Genomic DNA, 14316 nt, shown 5'->3' with positions numbered 1-14316 from the left:
CTTCTTCTGTTTCCACTTTTACGTGTTGGCGCTCGCTAATAATATTTTGCATATTTATCGCTTTGTTACGGGAATTCCTCTGCTCACGGTGAATCAATACCCTGACGTCAGAATTGTGGTAAGGTTTTTCTTAAGCACGTGTGGATTTATTCTTTAAAATTATGTGATAAATATTCAGCAATCTGAATTTTTAACGCCTGAAAAGCGCGATCGTTGTGCGAATAGTGAGATTAATCAGAGCAGACCTATCGGCATAGGTTCACCAGTCCGTTATAATTACCAGCCCGGCGGTGTTTGGATGCGACCATCTGCTATCAGCCCCGGTAGGGAAGAAACTACGTTTCACCCTGTCTGCTGTAGCGGCACGTCGGGAAAACGTTAAAAAAATAAATGTACAGGGAAGTGGAGCCGCATAAGATGATTCCGGTATTACTTGTTGACGATCATCCAGCTATTTGTTTTGCCCTAAAGGTCTTGTTAGAAAAAAGCGGCGAATTTACCGTAACAAGTTCCTCTGGTGAAAATATCATCGCCAGAATTCATCACGATGCTCCCAAATTGCTTATTCTCGATCTCGATCTTCGCAACGCCGATGGCCTTGCGCTGCTGCCGCGTATTAAGCAACATTTCCCCGCGTTGAAGGTATTGATCTTCACTAACCAGCCTGCTCACGTTTATGCGCTGCGCACGCTTCAGGCCGGCGCTGACGGTTTTCTCAATAAAAGCCTGTCGCTCTCATCCGTTGAGCCGCTTTGTCACCTGATTCTGGACGGTTATAGCTGTTTTCCTGGCGGTATACTGAACGAAGCGCTGCGGGCGACCGGCGATACTCCCCACGGCGATGAAGTGCTGGAGCGCTTCTCCGATCGCGAAATTGCAGTACTGAACTATCTGCGTCAGGGCAAAAGCAATAAAGAAATTGCCGAACGGTTGGCGCTCAGTAATAAGACCATCAGTACTTATAAAGCGCGTATGTTGCAAAAAAGCGGGGCGGAAGATTTGCAGCAACTTTTCGCGCTACTCGACGGCGAGGAGGAAAAATGAGGGCATTCTGGCTGGCGATACTGTGTCTTTTCACCCTTCATGTTTATGCGGCACAAGAGCCTGTCAAACTTCAACTGTTATCCCGTAGCACCGAAGAGCTGAAAGACCCGGGTCTGAGCGCCGAGCAGTGGCGCTGGCTACGTGAACACCGCAAACTGCGCTTTGCCGTCTGGCAGCCTATGCTGCCGCCTTATGATATCACCACAGGCCTGAATGATTACGGCGGTATTAACGCTGATTTTGTCGGGCTGTTGTCTGAAAACCTCGGCGTGGAAATCGAGGTGTCGCGCTACTGGAGCTACGATGGCGCGCTGGCAGCGCTGCGTGACGGAAGCGCAGATTTTATTGCTCAGGCCAGCGATAACGAAAAGCGCTACGGGCTGCTGCTCAGTAAGCCTTACAGTAAAAATACGGCGGTGGAAGTTGTCAATAACGACGCCGCGGTCAGCGGCGATGCGGTAAAACGTCTGGCGTTGTATCCGGTCTACGATCGTGACCGCGTACTGGCGCGTTATCCACATGCCGCCGAACTGGTTTTTTCCAGCGCGCGCCACGCTATGGAGTCGCTGGCGTTTCGAAAAATAGATCTGTTTTTTTGTGACGCCATTACCGCGCGCTATCTGGTTAGCCAGTCAAACCTCAGTAACCTCAGCATTCGGCCCATTTCGCCTGCTTTTAAAAGCAGCGGCTTTTCGTTTGCCGCGCCGGAAAGAATGCGCGCGTGGATTGAGATACTCGATGTCGTACTTGGCGAACTGCCGGAGAGCATCAGCGTGGAAATTCACCGCCGCTGGAGCGGCGGTATTCCGCTGTCGTTAAGTGAACAGCAGCCTATGTTCACGACGCTTGAGAGAAAGTGGATAGAAGAGAACCCGCGTATACGCGTGGCGGTGGCGGAAGATAATGCGCCGGTGGCGTTTTTCGATGAGCAGGGGCAGTTGCACGGCACCATTGCCGATATTCTGACCGCGCTGCGCCTGCGTACGGGATTTCATTTTGTTATCCAGCGCTACCCTTCGCAGGCGGCGGCCTTTGCCGCGGTGCAGAACGGCAAAAGCGAACTGGTGGCGGGCGGTACGCAAGAGGGCATCTGGCAGGCTAATCTGTTGACCACGCGCACCTGGCTTTACAACTCCTGGGTGATGGTCGGTCGCCATAATCATCGGCGCGGCGTACTCACCCAGCGGGTTGTCAGCCTGCGCGGCGAAGCGCCGGAAGCCTGGCTTAAACGCCAGGGCATTGGGCAGATCGAGCATGCAGATACCTGGCATGAGGGGCTGTCTCGTGTGGCGCGCGGCGAGAGCGATATGATGATAGTCCCGCTAATAGTCGCAAACGCGCAGTTGACGCAAAAGGCGTTTTCATCATTGAAAATCCTTGCAAGCCTTGATGCCGATCCTATGCGCTTCGCATTCGGCGCATCGCGCCAGGCGTGGCCGCTTATCACCATTCTTAATAAAGCGCTTATAAACATTCCGCCTGAAGATCTGCACGCCCTGACACGCAGCGGCTTTTCCAACAACAGTTTCGCGTCTGCCTCCAGGGAGGATAATTATAACCTGTACTTTATTATGGCGGCGCTGGTGATATGCGGCGCTGTTGGCTTCTGGCTATGGCGCCAGCGCTGGCGCAGATTGATGCGCATAATGGATGCTGTTCCCGCGCCCGTATATGCCTGTGACCGAAACGGCAGGCTGTTGGTGGGTAATGCCGCGCTGCGCCAGGCGCTGGGGGTGGATGCGTCGCAACTGTGCGGCACGATGCTGGAAACATGGCTGAGCGATGCCCGGCCAGGGGCGCAAACCATTACGCATAACGGCAAGCGCCTGCGTCTGTGGCGCGCGCCGGTTGCAGGGCGCGGCTGGCAACTTGGCGGCTGGCTGGATATTACGCGCCAGCGCGCCATTATTACTGCCCTGCGCCAGGCCAAACGCCGGTCGGACGGCGCGAGCCGGGAGAAAAGCACGTTCCTTGCGACCATGAGCCATGAAATACGTACGCCCATTAGTGCGGTGGTGGGGATGCTGGAGCTGGTTATGCAGCGCGGCGGTGACACCGAGGAGAATCGTCAGTCCATTCGTATTGCACGCGAGGCGGCGCAATCGCTGTTGCTGCTGATTGGCAACATTCTTGACGTCGCGCGTATTGAATCCGGTCGGTTGGTGCTGCGCCCGGAGCGTGCTGCGCTGCGCGAGCTTATTGAATCTGCCGCCATGATGTTTGACGCGCTGGCCGTGAAGAAAGGGTTGCAGTTTGCGTTGGAAATTGACGCGGAATTAAATGTAGACGTGCTGGTGGACGCCATGCGCCTGCGGCAAATTATCATCAACCTGCTGGGCAATGCGATTAAATTTACCGACAGCGGCAGTGTTACGCTACGCGCCCGTCCGCAATGGCACGAAGGCGATCGCATGATGCTTTGCCTGGAGGTGGAAGATACCGGCGAAGGTATTGACGAGGCGCTTCAGGCACGGCTGTTTCGGCCGTTTGAACAGGGTGAAAACAACCGTATGTCGCAGGGCAGCGGGCTGGGGCTGTATATCTCCCGCACGCTGGCGCAGATGATGGGCGGGGGGATAGCGCTGCAAAGCGCCCCTGGCGAAGGCACGTTGCTTACGGTCACGCTTGCGTTGCCGGTTATGGAGCCGCTGTTGCCGACTGAGCGAGCGCATATGCCGGTAGCGGAGGGCGGGCGACGCGCGCTGGATATTCTGGTCGTTGATGATAACCCGGCGGGGCGGCTGCTGCTGAGCCAGCAACTGAGCTGGTTGGGGCATCGTCCACTGAGCTGTTCCGGCGGCGAAGAAGCGCTGGCGCATCTGGCGCATACCCATGTTGACATGGTAATCAGCGACTGCAATATGCCTGGCATGAGCGGTTATACCCTGGCGCAGGAGATACGCCGTCGCTGGCCCGCGTTGCCGCTGTATGGCGTTACCGCCGACGCCCGCGAGTCGGTGCATGATGAGGCGCGGGCCGCAGGTATGACCGACTGCCTGCTTAAACCCGTATCCCTTGCCGCGCTGGAGGCGCTGCTGGTTCGCCTGCCGGTAGCGCAGAGCGACGAAGCGCCATCGGCCCGCGATGAAAGCGACGCGGCGATTTCCGGCGTGCAGGCAATGCGATGCGGCGCAGAGCCGGCGTCAGATATGGAGACGCCGAACGCAGCGCTGCCGCCTGACGCAAAGGCCAGCGTTGAGACGCTGCCGGCTGCGTTGCTCGAAGGCGATAACCTGAAAACTTTTCTTATGCTGCAAATAGCGGTTATAGACGATACGCTGGCGGTCATCGCACAGTGGCATGCTAATGCGCAAACGCCGCTGCGCGAGGCGTTACACCGGCTGCGTGGCGGTATTCAACTGATTGGCGCTACGACGCTTGAGGCGCGCTGCCGTGAACTGGAAATCCGGGAAGACAGCGCAGGCGTTGTATGGCTTGAACAGGCGCTGCGCAGATTGCGCTCGGCATTGCAGCAATGGGGCGAGACAGGACTACAGCCACCGCAGAACGTCCTACGGTGTGATGAGGATGAGACGGTATCGTAATGACAGACACAGGCGAGTTATTCTTTTGTTCGAGGAGAGACGGGAGGCGCATCGGTCGCTTCACGGCTCAGAAAAATAAAAGGAGAGAAAAATGAAAAAATTAATTACCGCTCTGGCTGTCGTCGCTTCAATTNATTCTTTTGTTCGAGGAGAGACGGGAGGCGCATCGGTCGCTTCACGGCTCAAAAAAATAAAAGGAGAGAAAAGATGAAAAAATTAATTACCGCTCTGGCTGTTATCGCTTCAATCGGCGCAATGACTTCTGTACAGGCGGCTGAAAGCTGCGCTGCCAAAGCTTCTGCGCTGGAAAAAGAAATTCGCATCGCGCAGCATTTTGGCAACGCTTATAAAGTTGCCGGCCTGAAAAAAGCGCTGGCGGAAGTAAAAGCGCACTGCACCAACAGCAGCGTACTGGCTGACGCGCAGAAAGATGTGAACAAGCTGGAAAGAAAACTGGCTGAGAAGCGTGAAGACATCGCTGAAGTGCAGGCCGATCTGCGTGAAGCGCAGAGAAAAGGCAACATCAAGAAAATCGCGAAGTACAAAAGCAAGCTGGCGGAAAANAGCGCAGAGAAAAGGCAACATCAAGAAAATCGCGAAGTACAAAAGAAAGCTGGCGGAAAAGCAGGCCGACCTGCGTGAAATTCAGCAGGACCTGAACCGTGCGCGCGCTGAACTGGCCGCACTGCAAAAGTAAGCTTTAAAAGCGATAGCGTTGTCTGATTGGCTGAACGCGCGGAGGAGGGAAACCTTCTCCGCCGTTTTTGTTTCCAGTATAGCCGTTTATGGCGTTGCCCCGGCATTTCCACCGTACGCCGGTTTTGCTGATGTTCACTGCTGACGTCGTCGCCAGCTTTTGGGGCGGCTTAGCAGGAACGCGTCATCAGAAATAGCTAAGCCTGCCGGGTTTTTGTCTGGCTTGCCCATGGGGGAAAGCACGGGCGTGTTTGCGCAGATGTCCGAAATGGGCGTTGTCAGAAGAATAAATGCCTGGACTACAGATACCGCAGAACGTCCTACAGCGCAATGGGGAAGAAAGGGTATCGCAATTACCCGCTCAGGCGCGTTATTCTTTATCCGAGGAGAGACGGGAGGCGCATTGGCCGCTTCACGGCTCAGAATAATAAAATGGAGAAAGACTATGAAAAAATTAATCACCGCTCTGGCTGTCATCGCTTCAATCGGCGCAATGGCTTCAGCACAGGCTGCTGAAAGCTGCGCTTCTAAAGCTTCTGCGCTGGAAAAAGAAATCCGCATCGCGCAGCAGTATGGCAATACCTATAAAGTTGCTGGCCTGAAAAAAGCGCTGGCGGAAGTGAAAGCGCACTGCACCAACAGCAGCGTACTGGCTGACGCGCAGAAAGATGTGACCAAGCTGGAGAAGAAACTGGCTGAGAAGCGTGAAGACATCGCTGACGTTCAGGCGGATCTGCGTGAAGCGCAGAGAAAAGGCGATGCCAAGAAAATTGCTAAATATAAGAAAAAGCTGGCCGAGAAGCAGGCTGACCTGCGTGAAATTCAGCAGGACCTGAACCAGGCGCGCGCTGAACTGGCTGCACTGAAAAAGTAAGCCTTAAGGGGCAATATAGTTAATTGCCTGAACGAGCGGGGTAAGGGAAACCTTTCCCCGCCGCTTTCTATTTATTGCGCGCCAAACCACAATGACGCTTCGATACTCCCCCCTTATGCTGGCTTTGCTGGCAGCTATACCTGTTAATGCTTTGGCTAAAACTCAGGTTATTCTTAATAACGCCTGGAAAGGCGCTATTACCCTTGATATTGACAACGATTTTCCCTGCCTGACACGCCCGTTAATGGAGGAATGGGGCGTTATCACGCCGCTGCTTGAGCGGCTGGAATGGGATGTTAAAGGCTGTCTTACGCAGGAAACAATGCAGCATTTTCACCTGCAATACTGGTACCGCCCGCAGGCGCAGTTACTGACGCTGCTGTTTCCGGATGCGGCGCTTAACGCCCAGCAAAATGGCGTGAGCACCAGCCGCTGGGATGACGGCATTAACGCGTTTTTTATGAATTACCGGCTTGACGTAAACCGTACCAATGCGCATTACAGTTGGGATACAACCGGCACCGACGCCAACCTGGCGCTGGAAAGCGGGCTTAACGTGGGCGCCTGGCGTCTGCGCTATCAGAACACCCTGTGGCGTGAAAAAAGCGGCGAACACGGCTCTTATAGTAACGGTTACTCGCTGTGGCGTAGCGTGCGCGCGTTGCGCTCGCGTTTAACGCTGGGTGATGACTACACCTCATCGAATATGTTTGATTCAATGGCCTATCGCGGCGTTCGGTTAGCCAGCGACCAGGCCATGTTTCCCGACCGCTGGCGTCCGTATAATCCGTGGATTAACGGCTATGCGCGTAGCGAGGCGGAAGTGTCCATTAGCCAGAACGGCGAGCGCGTGTACCGTATCCACGTGCCGCCGGGGCCGTTCATTATCCGGGATTTCTATCCGCCGGACGATCAGGGAAACCTGGAATTGACGATTCAGGAGAGCGACGGTACCGAACGTACCCGAACGTTGCCTTACAGCATCATGCCCAATCTGATGCAGCACAACAAAGTGGACTACGAGGTCGTGGTCGGGCGTTTTAAACCCTGGCACGGTATCGAGATGGATAAAGAGCGCTTCTGGCAAACCACGCTGTCGTGGGGGGCATGGCCGGGGCTAACGCTGTTTGCCGGGTTCCAGCAGGGGGTGCGCTATCTGGGGCAGGTCGTGGGCATGGGGGGAAACCTTGGCGCCTTTGGCGCGCTTTCAATGGATGTCAGCACGGCGCGCTATCGCCAGAATGCGCAAAACCTGGACGGCGCCGTATGGCGGCTTCGCTATGCAAAGGCGTTTCTGAGCACGGAAACCAACCTGACCGCGCAGCTACAGTGGTATCCAGACGGCAGTAAATACCGTTCGCTGGAGGAGAAAATCAGCCGCGAGGCGGCGCTGAAAAGCGACTGGGACGATGACACCACGCTCAGGGCGCTAAAGGGCCAGGTGGAAATTAACCAGAACTTTGGCGAAGACTCAAGCGTAAGTCTGATCTGGGAGCGCACCAGGGGCCGTCGGTATACCGGCAACAGCGATTCGCTGACGCTCAGCGTCAACACCAACTGGCGCGATGTGGATATCAGCCTGTATGGCGGTTATGAGCGCGCCAGAAACTACCCTACGCAAACAACGCTCGGCATCAACGTCAGTATTCCATTTGCGTTCGGCAGCCGGGTAACCAACGTAGGTTACCTCTCGGAACTGGCCAGCCGCGGCGAAAGCAGCCACGGCATGAATATCTACGGCTCGGCAGGCGAAGATAATAACCTGCGCTATGACGTGACGGCAAAACATGTTGTACACAGCACGGATGAACTGAATGCGAGCCTTGGCTGGCAGTACAACGCCGGTCAGCTTAACGTCAGCACCACGCGCGGCGGCGGCAGGCGTGACTGGCATGCCGATACCAGCGGTAGCGTTCTGGTGCACGGCGGCGGCGTAACGCTGGGACAAACGCTTGGCAGCACGTCCGCGCTGGTGGAGGTGCCCAATACGCCCGGCGTGGGTTTCTACAACCAGTTTGGCTCTACAACTAACCGTGAAGGCGAGCTGCTTGTCAGCTACATGACGCCCTGGCGCGTTAACCGCGTTACGATGGACACCTATGCGCTGCCCGAAGAGATGCATTTTGATAACGACGAGCTGGAAGCGGTGCCGACCGATGGCGCTATCGTGCGGTTGAGGTTTGATCCGCCGCAGAAAGAGAAGGACAAAGGTAAGGATAAAGATAAGAAAACCGATAAGGATGACAATGGCGATAACGACGATAATGATGATAATGACGATAACGAGGAGTAGCGGCGCAGGCGCTGTGGCAGCGGCCTTCCCGTTTTATTGCTCTGCGTAAAGCGCGATACTGGCCTGGCATGTTCTGGTTATCTGCGTTACAAGCCGGGCAGGGCGAGCTGCAGCGGCTTGTCTTTCCCGGCGTGTCACTTTAATGCCTTCTGAAAGTCATAATGACAATGCGCAGGTCATTATGACGCTTTATGATGGTGTCAAAATGACTTTCTTTACTGCGTTGGGCTTAAAAAATCATTTAAAAACAAAGTGTAAGAAAGGTGGCATTGCTTTTGCTATAACTATACTGATTCTTTTATAAATAATGAGGTACTGATTATGGCTGCTAAAATTCCGGCTCATTTCCGCCACACCCGCTCTACGCCATTCTGGAATAAAGAAACCGTGCCTCAGGCGTTATTAACGCATCACAACACCAAAAAAGGGGTGTATGGCCGCCTGTCGGTCATGGAGGGGGCGGTCAAATATTATGGCTTTAAAGATGAGCAGGCGAGTGAGCCTGAAATGAGCGTGGTTATTAACGCCGGACAGTTTGGCATCAGTCCGCCGCAGTACTGGCACCGTATTGAACTGCTAACCGACGACACAGTATTTAATATTGATTTCTTTGCCGACCCGGATGAAACGCTGGAGGGGGAAGGGTTTCGTCAGGTTGTGCATACCCCGCATCAATAAACGCCGCAGCGCCCTGTACAGCACGGTTGGCCATGAAATTACCGGCGCAAACTGATAACAGGGAGGACAAAAACGTATTTTTGTCCTCCCCGGCGCTACCAAACCAAAATCAATTTATTGATTGAGTTTGTTTATTTTCTGAGTTTGCGGGCCGACGTTGCCCGGCCCGGCGCCTGGCAACGGTTTCAGCCGGTGAATTATTAGCGGCTTTTTAGTGGCTTACTCAGACGTTTTTTTCACCCCGCGCTTCGGCTTTAGCCTCGTTGGCTTCCACCTTGCGATACCAGCGCGGATGGTGTTTCTTCGCCCAGCGGCGGCTTACTTTGCCTTCGATCATACCCTTAATCGATCCTTTCACCCAGAACGCCATATACATATGAATCAGGATGGCGTGAATCAGGATGATGGCCGTTGTGGCGTGAATCAACAGGCTCCAGCGCACCAGCGTTATCGGGAAAAGGTGGGCGAAGTACGGGCGCCAGATAATGACGCCGGTTACCAGCAGCACGAAAATCATGCTCATGATTGTCCAGAACATCATTTTCTGACCGGCGTTATATTTGCCCACGTCGGCCACTTTGTGCTCGTTGCCTTTGAGCACTTCAACAATGTTTTTTACCCACGGCCAGTCCTTGCGATCCGGAATGTTGTGCTTCACAAAGCGCGCAAACATAAACATCAGCGCCACGAAGATCAGCACGCCGAAAAACGGATGCAGGATGCGGCCCATCTGCGGCGTACCAAAGGTTTCAGTCAGCCACTTCAGGGTTGGGAAAAACAGCGCAATACCGGACAGCGACACCAGAAAGAAACAGATAACCACCGTCCAGTGGCAGGCCCGATCCAGAAATTTAGTTCGGACAATTGTCTTACTTTGTTTCTTAGTCATGGTGTTCCTCCTCTCCCTCGTCATCCACTTCCTTATTTGGCCCAACCCCCACGTAGTGGAAGATCAGGCCGGCAAAGGTGGCGATAAAGCCTGCGGCGGACAGCGGTTTGAGAATGCCTTTCCACAAATTGACCGGTATGTCGATTTTCGGATCCTGCGGCAGGTTGTGGTACAGGTTGGCCTGATCGGCGTGATGCAGCACGTACATTACGTGCGTGCCGCCCACGCCCTGCGGGTTGTACACGCCGGCGTTGACGTAGCCGCGCTGCCTGAGCTTCTCCACGCGCTGCTCGCCCAGCTCCAGCATCTCTTTTTTAGTGCCGAAATGGATGGCGCCCGTCGGGCAGGTTTTCACACATGCTGGCTCCTGACCGACGCTGACGCGATCCACGCACAGCGTGCATTTATACACGCGGTTATCCTGCGGATTCAGACGCGGCACGTTGAACGGACAGCCCGCGATACAGTAGCCGCAGCCGATGCAGTGTTCGGACTGAAAATCCACGATACCGTTGGCATACTGGATAATCGCGCCGGCGGACGGGCACGCCTTCAGGCAGCCCGGATCCTCGCAGTGCATACAGCCATCCTTGCGGATGAGCCACTCCAGCTTGCCGTTCTGCTCGGTTTCGCTAAAGCGCATGACCGTCCAGGATTTGGCGCTGAGATCGGTGGGGTTGTCGTACACCCCCACACAGTGGCCCACATCGTCGCGAATATCGTTCCACTCAGAACACGCTACCTGGCAGGCCTTGCAGCCGATACAGGTAGAGACGTCAATGAGCTTGGCGACCTCATCCTTATAATCGCGCGCCTGCGGAGGCGGCGTCAGGCCGTTGGTCGCCGAACGTTTAATAATGTCTTGTGATTGCATTGACACAGGTTCGCTCCCTTACGCCTTCTCGATGTTGACAAGAAACGCTTTGTATTCCGGGGTTTGCGAGTTCGCATCGCCCACGGACGGCGTCAGCGTATTGGCCAGATAGCCCTTTTGCGTCTTGCCTTCAAAGCCCCAGTGCAGCGGAATGCCCACGGTTTCAACCTGCTGACCGTTTACGTTCAGCGTTTTGATGCGTCGGCTGACAACGGCTTTGGCGCGAATGAAGCCGCGCTTGCTGCTAACCTTCACGCTGTCGCCGTTGCTGATGCCTTTTGACTTCGCCAGCGTTTCGCTGATCTCCACAAACTGCTCCGGCTGAGCGATAGCGTTAAGCCGCGCGTGCTTGGTCCAGGTGTGGAAATGCTCGGTTAAACGATAGGTGGTGCCGACGTACGGGAATTCCTTGCTGTTGCCAATACGCGCCGCGTCTGCCTTGAACATGCGCGCTACCGGGCTGGACACCACGTTCGGGTGCAGCGGGTTAGTGCCAATGGGCGTTTCTATCGGTTCGTAGTGTTCCGGGAACGGGCCTTCCGCCAGTTTATTCAGGGCGAACAGACGGCCAAGGCCCTCCTGTTGCATAATGAACGGCCCTGCGTTCTGCTCCGGCGCGGCGGTGTTGTAGTCCGGCACATCGTTGCCGACCCACTGTGTGCCGTTCCATTCGATCAGCACGCGGCGCTTATCCCACGGTTTACCCTGCGGGTCGGCGGAAGCGCGGTTATAAAGCACGCGGCGGTTGAGCGGCCATGCCCAGCTCCAGCCCAGCGTATTACCCAGCCCGGATGGATCGGCGTTGTCGCGATTCGCCATTTGGTTACCCTTGCTTGTCCAACAGCCGGTATAGATCCAGCAACCTGCCGATGTGCTCCCGTCGTCGCGTAGTTGAGCAAAGGAGCTAAGCAGTTCGCCTTTCTTCACCAGCAGCGTACCGTGGGCGTCATACAGATCGGCGAGCGCATAGCCGTTGTTTTCTTTGGCCACTTCCTCTGATTCCGGTTCGTGGGGCTGTTTATAGTCCCAGCGCATCTTCATCAGCGGTTGAGCGCCTTTACCGCCTTCTTCGCGGTAGAGCCTGCGTAGTTCATCATACAGCCCGGCGAGGATCTGGCCGTCGTTGATGGCTTCGCCTGGGGCGTCTGCCCCTTTCCAGTGCCACTGTAGCCAGCGTCCGGAGTTGGCGATAGAGCCGTCTTCTTCGGCAAAGCAGGTGGACGGCAGGCGGAAAACTTCCGTTTGGATCGTTGACGGATCGACATCGTTCATCTCGCCGTGGTTTTGCCAGAAGTTGGATGTTTCCGTGACCAGCGGGTCAACGACCACCATATATTTCAGCTTGCTGAGCGAGGCGACAACTTTGTTTTTATCCGGGAACGAGGCGACCGGGTTAAAGCCCTGGCAGAAATAGCCGTTTACTTGCCCACGATCCATCATGTCGAAATACTTCAGTACGTCGTAGGCCTGATCCCACTTAGGCAGCCAGTCGTAACCCCAGTTGTTTTCCTGCGTAGCGGCGTTGCCGTAGAAAGTTTTCATCAGGCTGACGAAGAACTTTGGATAGTTGCTCCAGTAGTTCACCTGGCCTGGCAGCAGCGCCTTCGGCGTATTGGCCGCCATATAGCTTTCCAGGCTGTGATGGTGGTCCTGCGGCAGCGTCAGGTAGCCGGGCAGGCTGGTTGACAGCAGGCCCAGATCGGTTAGCCCCTGAATATTGGAGTGGCCGCGCAGCGCGTTTACGCCGCCGCCCGCCATGCCCATGTTGCCGAGCAGTAGCTGAATCATGGCCATCGTGCGGATGTTTTGCGCGCCCACGGTGTGCTGCGTCCAGCCCAGCGCATACAGGAACGTTGTAGTGCGGTCGGCGGCGCTGGTGGAAGCCAGCACTTCGCACACTTTCAGGAAATCCGCCTTCGGCGTACCGCAGATATTTTCCACCACATCCGGCGTATAGCGGCTGACGTGGTGCTTCAGCAGGTTCCAGACGCAGCGCGGGTGGGTCAGGGTCATGTCGCGCAGCGCGTGCCCGTTCTCATCAAGCTGGTAGTTCCAACTGGTTTTATCGTACTGACGCTTGTCGGCGTCGTAACCGCTGAACAGGCCATCTTCAAAGCTAAAGTCATCGCGCACCAGCAGTGAAGCATTGGTGTAGTGCTTAACGTATTCGGCGTTGATCTTATTGTTGTTAATCAGATACAGCAGCACGCCCGACAGGAAAGTGATGTCGGTACCGGAGCGTATTGGCGCGTAAATATCCGCCACCGATGCGGTGCGGGTAAAACGCGGGTCTACCACGATAAGCGTGGCATCGTTGTTATTTTTGGCTTCCATCGCCCAGCGGAAGCCCACAGGGTGCGCTTCTGCCGCGTTACCGCCCATAACAACGACAACGTTGGCGTTTTTGATGTCAACCCAGTGGTTGGTCATGGCGCCGCGACCAAATGTTGGAGCAAGACTTGCTACCGTAGGTCCGTGTCAGACGCGCGCCTGGTTGTCCACTGCCAGCATACCGAGCGAGCGGGCAAATTTCTGGGTCAGCATGCCGGTTTCATTGCTGGCGGCCGAGGCGCAGAGCATCCCGGTAGTGAGCCAGCGGTTGACCGTCACGCCCTGGTCGTTGGTTTCAATAAAATTGGCGTCGCGATCGTCTTTCATCAGACGCGCGATGCGCCTGAAGGCCTCATCCCAGGAAATGCGCTGCCATTTATCAGAGCCTGGCGCGCGATACTCCGGATAACGCAGGCGGTTATCGCTGTGTACATAATCAAGCAGGCCCGCCCCTTTAGGGCAAAGCGCGCCGCGGCTGACCGGGTGATCCGGATCGCCTTCAATATGGAAAATAGATGATTTCGCGTTTTTTGAGCCATCGCCCATGCTATACATTAACAGACCGCATCCTACGGAACAGTAGGTACAAGTATTACGAGTCTCTTTGGCGCGCAGTAATTTATAATTACGAGCTTCTGCAAGCGCCATTTTAGGTGAAAATCCGAGAACCGCTACTGTTGTTCCTGCCATTCCGCCGGCGCAGATTTTAAAAAACTGTCTGCGACTGACGTTCATTGCATCCTCTTTTATATTTATGGCATGACATGGCGGCGAAAATAGCAATCGTCACCGAAAGTATGTTGCGCGAAATCAAAACTCCGGGAGTTAGCTGTATATTTACCCCTAATTGAGTAGCGACAAAATAATTTATAATTATCAGCAACTGGTCGCGTTGTTCATAATAATTGCAAAATAAATCATAGGTTTGCTTAAAAAACATCCGCACAAAATATGTTGTTATTTAACAGGTTATCGTTACATCTTTTTACTTTTCCTGGAATTAAGGGTTTTATTTCTCCTAAAATATTAGTTTTATTTAAGATTAAAATCTTAGCTTTGTAGTTTTGCTGCGTCTGTTTTGGTGTAATTGCT

The 14316-nt window shown here is 54.7% G+C and carries 9 protein-coding genes; 6 read left to right on the top strand and 3 right to left on the bottom strand.

What is annotated here, in order from left to right:
• Positions 1-417: 417 nt before the first annotated feature.
• The 6 genes from JJB97_RS05095 (at position 418) to JJB97_RS05070 (ending at position 9130) form a co-directional block, all read left to right on the top strand.
• The gene (locus JJB97_RS05095) at positions 418-1044 is read left to right on the top strand and encodes a response regulator transcription factor (RefSeq protein ID WP_238712945.1); all 627 of its coding nucleotides are present in this window, start codon (positions 418-420) and stop codon (positions 1042-1044) included.
• A complete protein-coding gene (locus JJB97_RS05090) occupies positions 1041-4589 on the top strand; it encodes an ATP-binding protein (RefSeq protein ID WP_238712943.1) in 3549 nt (1182 codons plus the stop codon). Before JJB97_RS05095 ends, JJB97_RS05090 begins: the two co-directional genes overlap by 4 nt.
• Positions 4590-4796: 207 nt before the next feature.
• The gene (locus JJB97_RS05085; RefSeq protein WP_238712941.1) at positions 4797-5231 is read left to right on the top strand and encodes a DUF1090 domain-containing protein; all 435 of its coding nucleotides are present in this window, start codon (positions 4797-4799) and stop codon (positions 5229-5231) included.
• Between the two features lie 499 nt (positions 5232-5730).
• Positions 5731-6159, top strand: a complete 429-nt coding sequence (locus JJB97_RS05080; protein ID WP_238712939.1) for a DUF1090 family protein — start codon at positions 5731-5733, stop codon at positions 6157-6159.
• A gap of 91 nt (positions 6160-6250) precedes the next feature.
• The gene (locus JJB97_RS05075) at positions 6251-8452 is read left to right on the top strand and encodes a fimbria/pilus outer membrane usher protein (protein ID WP_238712937.1); all 2202 of its coding nucleotides are present in this window, start codon (positions 6251-6253) and stop codon (positions 8450-8452) included.
• 321 nt (positions 8453-8773) lie between these two features.
• Positions 8774-9130 (top strand): DUF1971 domain-containing protein, encoded by a 357-nt coding sequence (locus JJB97_RS05070; protein WP_238712935.1) that lies wholly within the window; start codon positions 8774-8776, stop codon positions 9128-9130.
• A 223-nt stretch (positions 9131-9353) separates the two neighbouring features.
• Here the strand turns inward: JJB97_RS05070 and fdnI are convergent, their stop codons facing one another.
• Genes fdnI through fdnG form a run of 3 tightly spaced genes read right to left on the bottom strand, consistent with a single transcriptional unit; the run spans position 9354 to position 13959 of the window.
• Entirely contained in the window at positions 9354-10019 is a 666-nt protein-coding gene (gene fdnI, locus JJB97_RS05065) for a formate dehydrogenase-N subunit gamma (RefSeq protein ID WP_238712933.1), read from the bottom strand.
• Positions 10012-10899 (bottom strand): formate dehydrogenase subunit beta, encoded by an 888-nt coding sequence (gene fdxH, locus JJB97_RS05060; protein ID WP_238712931.1) that lies wholly within the window; start codon positions 10897-10899, stop codon positions 10012-10014. Before fdxH ends, fdnI begins: the two co-directional genes overlap by 8 nt.
• Before the next feature lie 12 nt (positions 10900-10911).
• Positions 10912-13959, bottom strand: a complete 3048-nt coding sequence (fdnG, locus tag JJB97_RS05055; protein WP_238712929.1) for a formate dehydrogenase-N subunit alpha — start codon at positions 13957-13959, stop codon at positions 10912-10914.
• Positions 13960-14316: the final 357 nt, after the last annotated feature.

The sequence above is a fragment of the Tenebrionibacter intestinalis genome (assembly GCF_016632365.1).
GTDB classification, from domain to species: Bacteria; Pseudomonadota; Gammaproteobacteria; order Enterobacterales; family Enterobacteriaceae; genus Tenebrionibacter; species Tenebrionibacter intestinalis.
This window is presented reverse-complemented; position numbering and strand designations above follow the sequence as displayed.